The organism is Phocoenobacter uteri, from assembly GCF_900454895.1.
Lineage (GTDB): Bacteria > Pseudomonadota > Gammaproteobacteria > Enterobacterales > Pasteurellaceae > Phocoenobacter > Phocoenobacter uteri.
On the sequence record NZ_UGTA01000001.1, the window covers coordinates 1,551,638 to 1,567,164 of the forward strand.

15 protein-coding genes are annotated in these 15,527 nt (G+C 36.3%); 7 read left to right on the forward strand and 8 right to left on the reverse strand.

Features of this window, described 5'->3' with window-relative positions; translation table 11 throughout:
• Positions 1-49: 49 nt before the first annotated feature.
• The 5 genes from truD to surE all read right to left on the reverse strand — a co-directional run bounded on the left by truD (position 50) and on the right by surE (position 4,125).
• Complete coding sequence (gene truD / locus DYE60_RS07055) at positions 50-1,054, reverse strand: tRNA pseudouridine(13) synthase TruD (protein ID WP_115315920.1); 1,005 nt, start codon at positions 1,052-1,054, stop codon at positions 50-52.
• A gap of 99 nt (positions 1,055-1,153) precedes the next feature.
• On the reverse strand, positions 1,154-2,305 hold the full coding sequence (locus DYE60_RS07060) for a peptidoglycan DD-metalloendopeptidase family protein (protein ID WP_115315921.1): 1,152 nt from the start codon (positions 2,303-2,305) through the stop codon (positions 1,154-1,156).
• A gap of 22 nt (positions 2,306-2,327) precedes the next feature.
• Positions 2,328-2,759: a LysM peptidoglycan-binding domain-containing protein gene (locus DYE60_RS07065; RefSeq protein ID WP_115315922.1), complete on the reverse strand. Its 432-nt coding sequence runs from the start codon at positions 2,757-2,759 to the stop codon at positions 2,328-2,330.
• Between the two features lie 13 nt (positions 2,760-2,772).
• Positions 2,773-3,357, reverse strand: a complete 585-nt coding sequence (locus DYE60_RS07070; RefSeq protein WP_115315923.1) for a YqaA family protein — start codon at positions 3,355-3,357, stop codon at positions 2,773-2,775.
• Entirely contained in the window at positions 3,358-4,125 is a 768-nt protein-coding gene (gene surE / locus DYE60_RS07075) for a 5'/3'-nucleotidase SurE (protein WP_115315924.1), read from the reverse strand.
• A gap of 473 nt (positions 4,126-4,598) precedes the next feature.
• Here surE and corA point away from each other — a divergent pair, with 473 nt between their 5' ends.
• From corA to DYE60_RS07090, 3 genes are all read left to right on the forward strand, one after another.
• Positions 4,599-5,555, forward strand: coding sequence for a magnesium/cobalt transporter CorA (gene corA, locus DYE60_RS07080; protein WP_115315925.1), 957 nt, complete (start codon positions 4,599-4,601; stop codon positions 5,553-5,555).
• A gap of 513 nt (positions 5,556-6,068) precedes the next feature.
• On the forward strand, positions 6,069-7,103 hold the full coding sequence (gene trpS, locus DYE60_RS07085) for a tryptophan--tRNA ligase (protein WP_115315926.1): 1,035 nt from the start codon (positions 6,069-6,071) through the stop codon (positions 7,101-7,103).
• Positions 7,104-7,130: 27 nt separating this feature from the next.
• Positions 7,131-7,517: a DUF805 domain-containing protein gene (locus DYE60_RS07090; RefSeq protein WP_115315927.1), complete on the forward strand. Its 387-nt coding sequence runs from the start codon at positions 7,131-7,133 to the stop codon at positions 7,515-7,517.
• Positions 7,518-7,582: 65 nt separating this feature from the next.
• On the opposite strand, the gene acpP is transcribed toward DYE60_RS07090, so the two are convergent.
• Entirely contained in the window at positions 7,583-7,813 is a 231-nt protein-coding gene (gene acpP, locus DYE60_RS07095) for an acyl carrier protein (protein ID WP_115315928.1), read from the reverse strand.
• Between the two features lie 486 nt (positions 7,814-8,299).
• On the opposite strand from acpP, the gene focA reads away from it, so the two are divergent.
• The 3 genes from focA (at position 8,300) to DYE60_RS07110 (ending at position 12,005) form a co-directional block, all read left to right on the forward strand.
• Positions 8,300-9,124, forward strand: coding sequence for a formate transporter FocA (focA, locus tag DYE60_RS07100; RefSeq protein ID WP_115315929.1), 825 nt, complete (start codon positions 8,300-8,302; stop codon positions 9,122-9,124).
• A 115-nt stretch (positions 9,125-9,239) separates the two neighbouring features.
• Positions 9,240-11,522, forward strand: a complete 2,283-nt coding sequence (gene pflB, locus DYE60_RS07105; protein ID WP_115315930.1) for a formate C-acetyltransferase — start codon at positions 9,240-9,242, stop codon at positions 11,520-11,522.
• Positions 11,523-11,615: 93 nt separating this feature from the next.
• On the forward strand, positions 11,616-12,005 hold the full coding sequence (locus tag DYE60_RS07110) for a DUF805 domain-containing protein (protein ID WP_115315931.1): 390 nt from the start codon (positions 11,616-11,618) through the stop codon (positions 12,003-12,005).
• Between the two features lie 108 nt (positions 12,006-12,113).
• On the opposite strand, the gene DYE60_RS07115 is transcribed toward DYE60_RS07110, so the two are convergent.
• Positions 12,114-13,514, reverse strand: a complete 1,401-nt coding sequence (locus DYE60_RS07115; protein WP_115315932.1) for a DegQ family serine endoprotease — start codon at positions 13,512-13,514, stop codon at positions 12,114-12,116.
• 329 nt (positions 13,515-13,843) lie between these two features.
• On the opposite strand from DYE60_RS07115, the gene fbp reads away from it, so the two are divergent.
• Positions 13,844-14,845 (forward strand): class 1 fructose-bisphosphatase, encoded by a 1,002-nt coding sequence (gene fbp, locus DYE60_RS07120; RefSeq protein ID WP_115315933.1) that lies wholly within the window; start codon positions 13,844-13,846, stop codon positions 14,843-14,845.
• Positions 14,846-14,901: 56 nt separating this feature from the next.
• On the opposite strand, the gene pgsA is transcribed toward fbp, so the two are convergent.
• Entirely contained in the window at positions 14,902-15,447 is a 546-nt protein-coding gene (pgsA, locus tag DYE60_RS07125) for a CDP-diacylglycerol--glycerol-3-phosphate 3-phosphatidyltransferase (protein WP_115315934.1), read from the reverse strand.
• Between the last annotated feature and the right edge of the window lie 80 nt (positions 15,448-15,527).

Consider the following 15,527-nt stretch of genomic DNA (forward strand, 5'->3'; position numbering starts at 1 on the left):
GATTGGCTTTCCCCAATCCCCCATTTTTATCATCTATAAAATGACATATTTAATTCGTTAAAACCAACTCTCTCACTAACCCCGTCGCGTAGCTTCCGGAATCTAAAAAGAAGTGTAATTTTAATCCTTCATCCATAAACTGCCATTGGAAATTTTGTGGTTTACACAACATTGCTCGGCGAGCCGCTTTCATTCTAACGTCTTTCATTAAGTTGATAAAAGATTGGTTTTGTTCGATGATGTGTTGCTCTGATTGTGGGGCGAGTTTTTCTAAGGAATCTTCGCCAATCAATGGTGCAGTCAGTAATACATCATTATCGATTAAACGTTGTTGTAATTCTGCTAGCTCATTTTCCGTCGCTTGGAAGAAGCTGTTTGAGCCTGAAAGTTGAAGTAAGTCATTACTTACAACCTGTGAAATCAAATTTTCTTGAATACGAGCAGAAACGACCTGATTGAAAATATCACTGCGTGCTGCTGAAAGATAAAAACTGCGTTTTTTGCGATCTTTAACTTTTATTTCACCATTTGCCCAGCGTTGTGCTTGAGTTAAATTATTGCCATCTCGTCCAAAGCGTTGTTCGGTAAAATAGTTAGGAAATCCGACCGCTTGGATTTGAGCTAAACGCTGCTCTAACTCATCTGTTTGTTTTACATCTCTGAGTAAAAGCTCAAAATGGTTGCCCACTAATGCCCCCACACGGATTTTTCGGTTATGGCGAGTGACCTCTAAAATTTCAACGCCTTCTTCTGCAAACTGACTAAAATCTGGGGTTTCTTTGCCTGCTAAATGTAAGCAGAACCATTGTTCGGTCACCGCATTGCGATCTTTTAAGCCCGCATAACTCATATTTTTGGCAGAAATACCTGCAAATTTTGCTAATTTTTCACCGACAAATAACGTATTTGCGTTGGTTTTACGTACTTTTACTGCAACAAATTCGCCTTCATTTGCAAGTTCATAGCCTAATTCCTCTTTTACGATAAAATCAGCACTCTCTGCTTTTAATCGCCCTGTTTGTTGCGGTTCGCCATTAAGATAGGCTAAATTCATTTTCTGATCCTTATTTTTATTACGATAGATATGAAAATACCGCCAACACTTAAAGTTTTAAAAAGTGCAAGCGGTAATATTTTTTCATAAATTTACAAATTAACGTTTTGGTAAATAATCCATTGGATTCACTGATTTACCTTTGTAACGAATTTCAAAATGAAGTTTTGTAGAGTCAGTTCCAGTGTTTCCCATTGTTGCAATGCGTTGCCCCAATTTCACTTTATCATTTTCTTCTACTAAAATTTCATCGTTGTGAGCATAAGCACTGAGATAATTATCATCGTGTTTGATAATGATTAAATTACCATAGCCTTGTAAAGCATCACCAGCATAAACAACTTGTCCATTTGCTGCTGATTTAACACTTTGACCTTTTGAACCTTTAATATCAATCCCTTTATTTCCACCATCAGACGATGAAAAATAAGAACTAATTCTTCCCGCTGTTGGCCAATTCCATCTAAGAGAATGACTAATTTTAGGGGCTGTTTTTACGCTTTTTTCTGTTTGATGAGATACACTCACTTGTGATTTTTCTTGCCCAACACTTGCTTTAATTGGTCCTTTTACAGAACCATCTGAACCATATGCTGTACCATTTGCTGCAGGTACATAAGTAACCTCTGGCTCTTTTGGCTTAACAGGTTGTGGGACTGGTACCACGACCTCTTTTGTGACAACTTTTTCTTTATAGCCACTTGATAATTTAATTTTTTGACCAATATGAAGCGGATAAGGTGCTTTTAAACCGTTTAATTCTGCTACTTCTGGCACATCCATTCCTGCAATGTATGCAATTAAAAAGATTGTATCCCCTTTACGTACCGTATAAATATTGCCCTCATAAGAGCCTTTATCTATCTTACTATAAATAGGTTTGTTGGTTTGCTCATCACGCGGAATAGTAATGGCTTTCTCTACTTCCTTTTCCTTTACTCTAACTTTTTCAGTCACTTTCTTAACAACAGGCTGTATTGGCTTTGCAACAGGTTTAACGTTATTCACCGTCATATTTGTTGGCTTGTTTGTTACAAGAGCCACCGTTTTTTGAGGTTGAGACATCGTCTTTATTGGAGCAGGTATTTGTGTATTATGTGCTAATCTTTGACGCTGATATTGCGTTTTTGCCATTTTCTTAGCAACAGGTGATTTAACCTTAGATACGTATTCAACAGGTGCAGCATAATCTGTACTACACGCCCCTAATGCTACTGCACCTAATGGTAACAGTAAAAGTGATTTTTTCATCCTCAACCTCTATTTAATTAAATTATTTAAGTTTTAATACTTGTCCAACTGACAGTGTGTATGGATAGCTTAAATTATTTAAACGTGCAATTTCAGCTTTATCTTTACCGGCTAAATAAGAAACGAAAAATAATGTATCGCCTTTTTGCACTGTATAAGAATTGCCTGTATAAGAACCTTTCATAATTTGGCTATAATCAGGTTTACCGTCAACGCCACGAGGAATATTAAACGCAGTACCAACTTCTTGAACTTGTTCCACGACCTCTGTTGTTTCTTGATACACTGGTTGTTGCTGTGCTTGATAAACAGGTTCTTCTACTGCTTCAACAGTATTCTGCCAGCCTGCATTTGCTGTTTCAACAACAGGAACAGTTTCTTCTGCTGGCGTATAGGTTGTACAACCCGCTAAAGTTAATGCCATAATTGGAAATACTAAATGTAATTTTTTCATTTTGTTGCCTCTTTTATTTAAAAAATTGATAGAGAAAATAACCGATAATCCCTAAGAATACCACTCCCCAACCAATGATTTCAATGGATTTACGAATTTTTTGTGCATATTTCTCACCGCCCCACGCCGATAACTTTGCGACAAGGTAAAAACGTAAAAAGCGAGAAACTGTTGCCGTTAATACAAAGGGGAAAAAGAACATTTGCATTACACCAGCACAAATCGTGAATATTTTATAAGGAATAGGCGAAAATCCTGCTAAAAAGACAACTAAAATTCCCCATTGTTCAAACCAAATCATCGTCTTATCAAATTGAGTTTGATACCCCCAATTTATAATAATTTGTTGCACCCACTCAAAAGCATAAAATCCAATGCCATAACCAATCATCCCCCCCAATACAGAAGCAAGAGTGGTATAAATCGCATAACGTGTAGCTAAATGCGGTTTACTCATTGACATCGGAATCAGCATAACATCCGGTGGAATAGGAAAAAATATTGCCTCACAAAAACTCACCACCGTGAGCCATAATCCAGCAAATCGGTGGGATGACCACATCATTACCTTGTCATAAATCGTGCCAAATAATTTCATTTAAAACTTTTCTTTCAACGCTGAAATAGATTGATGAGCCGTCATATCTGCTTGAATCGGCGTGATTGACACTTTATTTTGTTTCACAGCAAAAAAGTCGGTACCTTCACCATTATCCACAGGTGTACCACTTGGTCCGATCCAATAAACCGTCGCATCACGCGGATCTTTATTCTCCACGATCTTTGCATCAGCAAGACGATGTCCACAACGCGTGATCTCGATCCCTTGTAATTGATCATAATTCACATTCGGCACATTCACATTTAAAATCTGTTTTGGTGCAACTAAATCTGGCTGCATTTTTTGTAAAATATCCAATACCACCTGAGCTGCTGTTTCAAAATTATGCTCACCAGCAGAAAGATAAGTTGAATCATTTTTTTCAACCAAAGAAACCGCAATACAAGGATATTTCAAATGACGTCCTTCCAATGCAGCTGCAACAGTGCCTGAATAAATAACATCATCGCCTAAATTTGCACCGTGATTGATGCCTGAAACCACTAAATCGAATTCTTCTTCAAACAAACCATTTAACGCTAAATGAACACAATCTGCGGGTGTTCCTGCTACAACGGTATAATTTTGCTCTGTTAACTGTTTTACTCTTAACGGATCGACGAGGGTTAAGCAACTTGATGCCGCACTTCTGTTTCTATCTGGTGCAATCACCGTCACATTATGCCCTGCATTACGCAGTGTTGTTGCTAAAATATTGATTCCCTTTGCGTGGATTCCATCATCATTGCTTATCAGTATATTCATTTTATTTCCTTCTTTGTTATTCCTTTTTAAATAAAAAATTTGCAAATTTTTACTTAAATTTAACCGCTTATAAAATCATTGGCTCAGCATAGTATCCTTTGTTAATTCTAATTTCAACTATTGAAAGCTCATCATAACAAAACATAAAATTCACTTTTTCAACATAAAATAGAATTGCTATTTTGTCTAACAAAAGCTCCTCTAAATTTAAGTACTTGTTAAGCATATAAAATTACCGCTCTGTTTCCATTTCTGACTTCATTTTACCTTGACTAACCCCCCTTTAATCGTTACCATTTACGCAATTTTTTATTTGAGGAAACACATTTTGGACAGTCATAGGGACTTTTCTAGTCAATATCATACAACTTACCTAAACTAAACACTTCTCGTCCAAATTGCCTCAAGGCTTACCGACGAGGGTCGGGTAAGTCTGTTCCATTCTATGTTCACTCTCCCATAAGGAGTATGAAATGATTAAAGCTTTTATGTTAAAAGAAGAGGCTTCTCGCTTAACAAGAGTTGATGAAACGGATCAACACAATCTAAACAGTGCAATCTGGATTGATCTTGTTGATCCGAGTGACCAAGAACGCCGAGTTCTAGAGCGTGGACTTTCACAAACCTTAGCCGAAGAACGTGAATTAGAAGATTTAGAAGCATCAGCACGTTTTTTTGAAGATGAAGACGGTCTGCATTTACACACCTTTTTCTACTGTTTAGATGAAGAAGATTATGCCGATATGGCATCCGTTGCATTTACGATTCGTGATGGGCGTTTATTCACATTACGTGAGCGTGAATTACCCGCATTTCGTTTATACCGAATGCGTACTCGTACCACAAAATTAACCGATGGCAATGCTTACGAATTATTATTAGATTTGCTCGACACCAAAGTCGAACAGCTCGCCGATGTCATCGAAGACATTTATGCCGATTTAGAAAAATTAAGCCGTGTCGTGCTAGAAGGAACGCAAGGGGAAGATTTAGACGAAGCCCTTTCTTCTTTAACTGAATTTGAAGACGCCAGCTCAAAAGTACGTTTGTGCTTAATGGATACCCAACGTGCATTAAGTTTCTTAATTCGTAAAACCCGTTTACCTGAAAACCAGCTTGAACAGGCTCGTGAAATCTTACGAGATATTGAATCTCTGCAACCGCATAACGAATCACTATTCCAAAAAGTGAACTTCTTAATGCAAGCGGCAATGGGTTTTATCAACATTGAACAGAACCGTATTATCAAGCTTTTCTCGGTGGTATCCGTAATGTTCCTACCGCCAACATTAGTGGCATCAAATTATGGTATGAACTTTGCCAATATGCCGGAATTAAGTTTTGCTTATGGCTACCCATTAGCGATTGGTTTAATGGTGGTTGCTGCGGTTGCACCTTACTGCTACTTTAAATATAAAGGTTGGTTGTAATTTATAAAAACCAAATCATTATCAAAACAAGCCTAAGAATCAAGTAGATACATTTTTAGGTTTGTTTTTTATTTTCAATTTATTACTATAAAAATTCAATAAACTGTGCCTCTTTTAAATGTTCAACGTTAACGAATGATAAGCCAAAAAACCTTTATATCAAGAATCAGAATCTCAATAAAATTTTTGATTATTTTCTATAAAAATTAAATCAGACTTTGCTTTTGCAATATCAATACCTATATAATATAAATCATACTTTACCTTGTTAATTCAGGAGTATCGGTGGAAAAATTCCCCGTGATACTATTTGAGTTTTAGTGGATTTGGTGAGGTTTGAATTATCTACATCATAGGCTTTTAGCCAAGTAGGGCAGACTTCTTTACCTCACTTTTTTCTTTTCTAAAAGAATAAGTCTCATTTGATATTTTTATAATACAAAAGGACATTTTTATCCCTCAAATAACGGACAAACAAGATAATATAAAAACAGGAAGAAATAGGAATTTAAAATGACAACAAAAAAACCAGTCGTATTTAGTGGCGTTCAGCCATCAGGTGAGCTTACATTAGGCAATTATTTAGGGGCATTACGTCAATGGGTTAAAATGCAAGATGACTATGATTGTCTCTATTGCATTGTGGATCTGCACGCCATCACGGTTCGTCAAGATCCAGAAGCATTGCGTAAAGCAACCTTAGATGTGCTAGCTCTTTATCTTGCGTGTGGCATTGATCCTGAAAAAAGCACTATTTTTATTCAATCTCACGTGCCAGAGCATACTCAATTAGCGTGGACGTTAAATTGCTACACCTACTTTGGTGAAATGAACCGAATGACGCAGTTTAAAGATAAATCAGCTCGCTACGAAGAAAATGTTAATGTTGGTTTATTTACTTATCCTATTTTAATGGCGGCAGATATTTTGTTATATCAAGCAAATCAAGTGCCAGTGGGCGATGATCAACGTCAGCATTTAGAAATTACCCGTGATATTGCCGATCGTTTTAATTCACTTTATGGTGAAAAAGACGCAGAAGGTAATCTTGTGAAAGGCATTTTTGAAGTGCCAGAAGTCTTTATTGCGAAGCAAGGGGCGAGAGTAATGTCATTACTTGAACCAACCAAAAAAATGTCAAAATCAGATGATAACCGTAAAAATGTGATTGGTTTATTAGAAGATCCAAAAGCCGTCGCGAAGAAAATTAAACGTGCGATGACTGATGGCGATGAGCCACCTGTGGTGCGTTATGACGTGAAAAATAAAGCAGGTGTATCCAACTTATTAGATATTTTATCGGCAATCACAGGTAAAACGATTCCTGAATTAGAAGCGGAATTTGAAGGTAAAATGTATGGTCATTTAAAAACAGCGGTTGCTGATGAAGTGTCTACATTGCTGACTGATTTACAAGAACGTTTCCACCATTTCCGTAATAATGAGGAATTATTAGAAAAAATTTACCGTGATGGTGCAAAAAAAGCGAGAGCAAAAGCACAACGAACCTTGAAAGAGGTTTATCAAGCGGTCGGATTTGTTGCATAATTTACACATTTTACAAAGAGGTAAAAAATGAATTGGTATCTTGAAGTTCTAAAAAAATATGCCGTCTTTAACGGCCGTGCAAGACGTAAAGAATATTGGTTTTTTATTTTGTTTAGTACAGTAGTCAGTTTTATACTGAGTATTCTAGACAACCTTATAGGATTTATAGATTATAACAGTGGGCTTGGCATTTTAGGCGGTATCTATTCTTTAGCTATTTTAATTCCAAGCATTGCGGTTAGTGTAAGACGCTTACACGATATTAACCGTAGCGGCTGGTGGATGTTAATTACATTCATTCCAGTTATTGGGTTAATTGTTCTATTCGTCTTTGCGTGCTTAAAAGGAACGGAAGGGGAAAATAAATATGGTGATGATCCATTGGAACAAGAAAATTCAGTGACAAGCTTTTAGATAAAACACTTTATAAAGCTCTTCATAAAATAAAGGCGATCATTTGATCGCCTTTATTTGTAATCTTATTGATTGTTTTGAACGTAATCAATCGCAGATTGAACAGTAGTAATTTTCTCTGCTTCTTCATCAGGAATTTCGATATCGAATTCTTCTTCTAAAGCCATTACTAATTCAACAGTATCTAAAGAGTCTGCACCTAAATCATCAATGAATGATGCTTCTGGTTTAGCTTCTTCAAGGCTCACACCTAATTGTTCTACGATAATGTTTTTTACGCGTTCTTCAATGCTCATTTTTTGTTTCCTATTTATGACTTCGCTTAACTGCGAAAATGTATAGTGTAAAGAAAATTTAACTGATTTCAAGCCTTTTCAAGCAATTTTAATAGAACTCAAACCAGTTATGCTTTTCCTCACACCGTTTTATAAAATGATTTTGTTCACGGTCTGAACGAAAAAGCAGACCAATTTTAACATTATGTATTGTGTTGATCCATAGTTGATTTTTGATTAAGTGATTATTTTCTCAAATTTATCGAATAAGTACTTACTTCTAATAAAAATTAAAAATCACAATATAGTATATTAAATAGAATTTAGTTATGCATTTTTTGTTACAAAACGCCAGCCAAATAAAACAAATTTAACAAAAAATTAACACCAGTGAGACTATTTAATTGATCTAGGATAACTTTACTAAATTCATTTTGAATCGACCAAATGAAAAGGTTATACTTCAACAAATCTTATAAACTTTCAAATTTTAGTTGAATTATTATGATGTATTCTCCTGTTGAAATGGCAAAAATTGCCCTAGATGGTGCAGTTTATAAAGCACTTAAAAAACCATTATATGCGTTTATCTCTGCAATTCTTGCTGGTGCTTTTATTGCAATCGCATTTGTTTTTTATACCACAGTCAAAACTGGGGCAACGGATGTGCCTTGGGGTATTGCTAATTTACTTGGCGGTATTGTTTTCTCGCTTGGCTTAATGCTTTGTGTCGTCTTTGGCACCGATTTATTCACTTCTACCACTCTCACTGTTATCGCAAAAGCAAGCGATCGCATCTCTTTTTCTCAGATGTTTAAAAACTGGGGCATCGTGTATGCGGGCAACTTAGTGGGTGGCTTAATAATTGTGGCGTTGATGTGGTTTGCAGGGCAATATATGGCAGATCACGGTCAATGGGGCTTAACCATTTTAAAAGTATCACAACATAAATTACACCATACTTGGATTGAAGCATTTAGTCTTGGCATTATGTGTAACATTATGGTGTGTGCAGGCGTTTGGATGTCTTATGCGGGTAAAAGTTTAACAGATAAAACGTTAATTTTAATTTTACCTATTGCAATGTTCGTGGCTTCAGGCTTTGAGCACTGTGTGGCAAATATGTTTATGGTTCCAATGGGGATTTTAATTCAGCATTGTGCAAGTCCTGAATTTTGGACGGCGATTGGTGTTGATCCTGCACAATTTGCAGATTTAACCGTTGGGCATTTTATTGGTAATAATCTTATTCCTGTAACATTGGGAAATATTGTAGGCGGATCATTCTTTATTGGTTTGGTTCAATGGTTTTTACATATTAGAAAGCATTAAGAAATAACGGAATTTCAAATTAACAAGCGGTTAAATTTAGATTAGTTTTTGCAAATTTTTCATAAAATATGACCGCTTCAATTTTAACTTATCTTTAATTATAGAGGATTTAACGATGACTCAGATGACAGAAACTCAACAACAAGCGTGGCAAGGTTTTGCAGCAGGTGAGTGGCAAGAAAGCGTAAACGTACGTGACTTTATTCAAAAAAACTACACACCTTATGAAGGCGATGAGTCTTTCTTAGCAGGTGCGACTGAAGCAACTAACATTCTTTGGGCAAAAGTAATGGAAGGCATCAAAGAAGAGAACCGTACTCACGAACCTCTTGATTTTGATACTGATCTTCCTTCAACCATTACCTCTCACGCAGCAGGTTATATTGATAAAGATTTAGAGCAAATTGTTGGTCTTCAAACTGATAAGCCATTAAAACGTGCAATCATTCCATTCGGTGGAATTAAAATGGTGGAAGGTTCTTGTAAAGTTTATGGTCGTGAATTAGATCCACAAGTGAAAAAAATCTTTACTGAATACCGTAAAACCCATAACCAAGGGGTATTCGACGTTTATACACCAGATATTTTACGTTGTCGTAAATCAGGTATCATCACAGGTCTTCCAGATGCTTACGGTCGTGGTCGTATTATCGGTGACTACCGTCGTGTTGCACTATACGGTATCGACTTCTTAATGGCGGATAAACTTGCTCAATTCCACTCTTTACAAGAGCGTTTAGAAAACGGTGAAGATTTAGAAGCAACAATCCGTTTACGTGAAGAAATTGCAGATCAATACAAAGCACTTTCTCAAATCAAACAAATGGCTGCAACTTATGGCTATGATATTTCAGGCCCTGCAACAAGTGCAAAAGAAGCAATCCAATGGTTATACTTTGGTTACTTAGCTGCAGTTAAATCACAAAATGGTGCGGCGATGTCATTCGGTCGTACTTCTACTTTCTTAGATATTTATATCGAACGTGACTTACAAGCAGGTAAAATCACAGAACAAGACGCACAAGAGTTAATGGATCACCTAGTAATGAAATTACGTATGGTGCGTTTCTTACGTACACCTGAATATGATCAATTATTCTCTGGCGACCCAATGTGGGCAACAGAAACATTTGGTGGTATGGGCTTAGACGGTCGTACATTGGTAACAAAAAACAGCTTCCGTATGTTACACACATTGTACACAATGGGTCCTTCACCAGAGCCAAACTTAACCATCTTATGGTCTGAACAGTTACCAAAAGCATTTAAAGAATACTGTGCGAAAGTGTCAATCGATACATCATCAGTTCAATATGAAAATGATGACTTAATGCGTCCAGACTTCAACAGCGATGACTATGCAATTGCGTGTTGTGTAAGCCCAATGGTTGTGGGTAAACAAATGCAGTTCTTCGGTGCACGTGCAAATTTAGCGAAAACAATGCTTTATGCAATCAACGGCGGTGTTGATGAAAACAGCAAAATGCAAGTTGGTCCTAAATTTGATCGTATTACTTCTGAAGTATTAGACTTTGACGAAGTAATGGAGCGTATGGACACCTTTATGGATTGGTTAGCAAAACAATATGTGACTGCGTTAAACATCATTCACTATATGCACGATAAATACAGCTATGAAGCGTCACTAATGGCATTACACGATCGTGATGTATATCGTACAATGGCGTGTGGTATCGCTGGACTTTCAGTTGCAGCTGACTCACTTTCAGCAATCAAATATGCAAAAGTGAAACCAATTCGTGATGAAGATGGTATCGCAGTTGACTTTGAAATTGAAGGTGAATATCCACAATTCGGTAACAATGATTCTCGTGTAGATGACTTTGCTTGTGACCTAGTTGAACGTTTCATGAAGAAAATTCAAAAACTTAAAACTTATCGTAATGCTGTGCCTACTCAGTCAGTATTAACTATCACATCTAACGTGGTTTACGGTAAGAAAACAGGTAACACCCCAGACGGTCGTCGTTCAGGTGCACCATTCGGTCCAGGTGCTAACCCAATGCACGGACGTGACCAAAAAGGTGCGGTAGCGTCATTAACTTCTGTGGCTAAATTACCATTTGCGTATGCGAAAGACGGTATTTCATATACATTCTCAATCGTACCAAATGCGTTAGGTAAAGATGACCTTGCTCAAAAACGTAACTTAGCGGGCTTAATGGACGGTTACTTCCACCACGAAGCAGAAGTAGAAGGCGGTCAGCACTTAAACGTAAACGTAATGAACCGTGAAATGTTATTAGACGCAATGGAAAACCCTGAAAAATACCCACAATTAACTATTCGTGTTTCAGGTTATGCGGTGCGTTTCAACTCATTAACTAAAGAGCAACAACAAGACGTAATTACACGTACGTTCACACGCTCTCTATAATAAAAATGTTACCTAAAATTATTTAGGTAAGATTGTCAAAATAAAGGATTAAGTTTAATATGATTAGACTTAATCCTTTTTGTTTTTATCGCGATGAATAACATAAATATCAAAATAATGTTCCGTGTTTATTTACACGAATTTAAAAATTATGCGAATTTTAAAGGCAGAGCGAGTGTTGAATATTATCGTTCATTTATACTAATGCACGGCATGATATTCTTATGCTTAATGGGACTATGTGCGCTTTTTCATGAAAAAACACTTATACAACTTCTTTTTATCTATCTGCTTAGCGGTTTATTACCCATGTTGGCAGTGATGACTAGACGTTTCCATGATCTAGGGAAAAGTGGTTGGAATATCATCGGTATAAATACACTTACTTTAGCAAGTTTGATTAGAGAAAGCTCATCGGAACCAAATAAATATGGCGAAAAGCCAAATGATATAGCATTTATAAAGGAAAAAACCTCATTATAACAACGAGCTAAATAACGGATATTTTAGAGTTGTTCTATTTTTAAGATAAATAAAAGATAAAAAAATGGTCAAAGCAAACAATGTTTTGACCATTCTTATTATTTTAACTTATTGAATAATAATAAATAAGTTAGTATCTTCTCGTAAAATATGTAACGCAATTACCGCTGGTTTTTTCTCAATAATTTTGCGTAATTCGCCCACATTTTTGACCGCTTGACGGTTTACGCCGATAATAATATCGCCTTTTTCTAAACCTCGTAATTCAGCCATTGAGCCTTTTGCTACTTCTGTAACTTCAACCCCTTTAGTGCTTCCCTCACTATGATTACTAAGCTTAGCTCCTTTCAATTCAGGTAATAAATCTTGTGAGCCAATTTGAGCATTCTCATCACTTGATTGCAATTTCACTTTTACGGTTTTGCTTTCATTATTGCGTAAATAAGTAAGCTCAATTTCTTTACCCGCACCTGATGTTGCAATTTTTGCTCGCATTTCATTAAAGTTAGCAATTTTTTTACCATTCATTTTTACGATCACATCGCCTGCTTTAATGCCCGCTTTTTCAGCTGCTGAATTTGGTAATACTTCACTGACAAACGCACCTTGTTGTGCATCAACACCAAATTCTTTGGCTAAATCAGCATTTAATTCGCCGCCTTTAATACCAAGCATCCCACGTTTAACTTGTCCAAATTCCACAATTTGATTGATTAAGTTATGTGCCATATTACTTGGAATCGCAAAGGCAATCCCTGCATTACCACCGCTTGGGGAAATAATGGCAGTATTCACACCAATCAACTCGCCTTGTAAATTGATTAAAGGTCCACCTGAATTTCCTTGATTAACCGCTGCATCGGTTTGGATATAGTTCTCATAGCTTTTATCTAAATCGCCCATTGAACGCCCAAGTGCCGAAACAATTCCTGAAGTTACCGTTTGACCTAAGCCAAATGGATTACCAATCGCAACAGTAAAATCTCCGACACGAATCTTATCTGAATCTGCAAATTTAATTTCAGTCAAATTTTTTGGATTTTCAACTTGAATTAAAGCGACATCAGACATCGGATCTGCACCCACTAATTTGGCTTTAAATTTACGTCCATCTTCCAATAAAACAGTAATTTTTTCTGCTTTATCAATTACGTGATTATTGGTTAGAATATAACCTTTTTCAGCATTGATAATCGCACCAGAGCCTAACCCTCTGAATTTATGAGAGCGTTCGCCACGATTACCAAAAAAGTCATCCCCAAAGAAAAATCTGAATTCATCAGGTAGATTAGGTTGCATTGGCTGCTCTTTTGTCTTTCCTTCCACTTCAATACTCACAACCGCTGGTTTTACTTTCTCAAGCATTGGTGCAAGGCTCACTGTTTGCCTATCATTTGATTTCGTAATCGCGTCTAAAATTGAGTTTGCATAACTCGGGCTAGAAAAAGTTAACGTTGTTGCACCTAGCACAAGTGAGGCTAATAATGTTTTTTGGATTTTTTTATTCATCTAATATTCCTTCTTAATTTTTTATATCATTGTCAACTTCGTATTAAAAGTGCACTTAAGACTCTTATTTTTAAGCACGGTTCAAAAAAATAACAAGATTGTGCGTCATTTATGTCATTTTTATCGTGGGACAACTACCTATTTATGTTTTATCTTCTTTAAAATCAAGAGGGAAATTATTATTTTCCTCAAATTTTATAATTATAAGCGGTCATATTTTAAGAAGATTTTGCAAAAAAAATTTTGTGACCAACATCACAGTTTCATAATTTTTTTGGCTCAAAAATGTTAATAAATTGTATAATTTTTTCATTTAACGAGATGATTTTATGAAAACACTAGATGAATTTATTGTAGAAAAGCAAGCAGAATATCCAAATGCAAAAGGAGAATTAAGTAGTATCTTAGCCGCGATTCGTTTAGTTGCTAAAATTATTCATCGTGATATCAACCGAGCAGGTTTAACCGATGATATTATCGGGCTTTCTGGCGAAGAAAATGTGCAGGGTGAAAGCCAGATGAAACTGGATATTTTTGCTCACGAAAAAATGAAAAAAGCGTTATTAGCTCGCGGTGAAGTAGCGGGATTTGCTTCCGAAGAAGAGGAAAATATCGTTATTTTTGATAACGAACACGCTCGCAATGCAAAATATGTAGTGCTTGCAGATCCCTTAGATGGTTCATCAAATATTGATGTGAATGTTGCGGTGGGTACAATTTTTTCTATTTACAGACGTGTCACCCCCGTTGGAGAACCCGTCACCCTAGAAGATTTTTTACAAGAAGGACATAAGCAAGTTGCCGCAGGCTACGTGGTTTATGGCTCATCTACAATGCTCGTCTATACCACAGGTAATGGCACAAATGGCTTTACTTATGATCCTTCACTTGGCACATTTTGCCTTTCCCATCCTGATATTAAAATTCCAGAGCAAGGTTATATTTATTCAGTAAACGAGGGGCAATATATTAAATTTCCACAAGGAGTGAAACGTTATATTAAATATTGTCAAGAAGACGTACCAGCGGAAAAACGCCCTTATTCAGCACGTTATGTAGGATCGTTGGTTTCGGACTTTCATCGTAATATGCTAAAAGGAGGCATTTATCTTTATCCAAAATCAACCCATTATCCAAATGGAAAATTGCGTTTGTTATATGAAGGAAATCCAATGGCGTTTTTAGCAGAACAGGCGGGTGGATTAGCAACTAATGGGGAGCAACGTATTTTAGAGATTAAAGCAACAGAGCTTCATCAACGTGTACCGCTTTTTGTAGGATCAGCAAAAATGATGGAAAAATTACATTCGTTTTTAGCAGAAGATCAATAACAATATTTTTTCGCCAATGCATAATGCATTGGCACTGTATTTCAAAATTTAGCTTACTATTTAATTAAACTATTTTTTGAGGCTTTTAAATATTGCAACATTGACCAAATTGTTAAAATTGAGGCAATATAAAGGGCGATGAAAGCGGCAATTTCCATTGCAAAATTAAAACGCCATAATAAACCACCAAGAGCTAACATTTGTGCTGTTGTTTTGACTTTACCTAACCACGATACCGCGACATTAGCACGTTCGCCGATTTCCGCCATCCATTCACGCAAAGCGGAAATAATAATTTCACGAGAAATCATAATACCTGCTGGAATAGTAATCCACCAAGTGTGGTAATACTCAACAACGCAAACTAATGCGACGGCGACAAGCACTTTATCGGCAACAGGATCTAAAAATGCGCCTAAATGTGTCGTTTGGTTCCACTTACGTGCTAAATAACCATCAAACCAGTCCGTTAAACCTGCAATAAAAAAGATGAAAGTTGCAAGCTCTGGTGAATATTTGAAAGGAAGATAAAAAGCAATCACAAAAAGTGGGATTAAAACCACTCGAAAAAGCGTTAAATAAGTTGGGAAGTTTATTTTCATTTTGTGCAAAAAGTAAAGTGAACCAAGTGACTATATTCTATTCTATCAGGGGCAATGATGAAAGCAAAAAACAAAAATAA

Coding starts and splice junctions, on each gene's coding strand:
- truD (WP_115315920.1), bottom strand. CDS start 1,054: ATGAATTTAGCCTATCTTAATGGCGAACCGCAACAAACAGGGCGATTA.
- DYE60_RS07060 (WP_115315921.1), bottom strand. CDS start 2,305: ATGAAAAAATCACTTTTACTGTTACCATTAGGTGCAGTAGCATTAGGG.
- DYE60_RS07065 (WP_115315922.1), bottom strand. CDS start 2,759: ATGAAAAAATTACATTTAGTATTTCCAATTATGGCATTAACTTTAGCG.
- DYE60_RS07070 (WP_115315923.1), bottom strand. CDS start 3,357: ATGAAATTATTTGGCACGATTTATGACAAGGTAATGATGTGGTCATCC.
- surE (WP_115315924.1), bottom strand. CDS start 4,125: ATGAATATACTGATAAGCAATGATGATGGAATCCACGCAAAGGGAATC.
- corA (WP_115315925.1), top strand. CDS start 4,599: ATGATTAAAGCTTTTATGTTAAAAGAAGAGGCTTCTCGCTTAACAAGA.
- trpS (WP_115315926.1), top strand. CDS start 6,069: ATGACAACAAAAAAACCAGTCGTATTTAGTGGCGTTCAGCCATCAGGT.
- DYE60_RS07090 (WP_115315927.1), top strand. CDS start 7,131: ATGAATTGGTATCTTGAAGTTCTAAAAAAATATGCCGTCTTTAACGGC.
- acpP (WP_115315928.1), bottom strand. CDS start 7,813: ATGAGCATTGAAGAACGCGTAAAAAACATTATCGTAGAACAATTAGGT.
- focA (WP_115315929.1), top strand. CDS start 8,300: ATGTATTCTCCTGTTGAAATGGCAAAAATTGCCCTAGATGGTGCAGTT.
- pflB (WP_115315930.1), top strand. CDS start 9,240: ATGACTCAGATGACAGAAACTCAACAACAAGCGTGGCAAGGTTTTGCA.
- DYE60_RS07110 (WP_115315931.1), top strand. CDS start 11,616: ATGAATAACATAAATATCAAAATAATGTTCCGTGTTTATTTACACGAA.
- DYE60_RS07115 (WP_115315932.1), bottom strand. CDS start 13,514: ATGAATAAAAAAATCCAAAAAACATTATTAGCCTCACTTGTGCTAGGT.
- fbp (WP_115315933.1), top strand. CDS start 13,844: ATGAAAACACTAGATGAATTTATTGTAGAAAAGCAAGCAGAATATCCA.
- pgsA (WP_115315934.1), bottom strand. CDS start 15,447: ATGAAAATAAACTTCCCAACTTATTTAACGCTTTTTCGAGTGGTTTTA.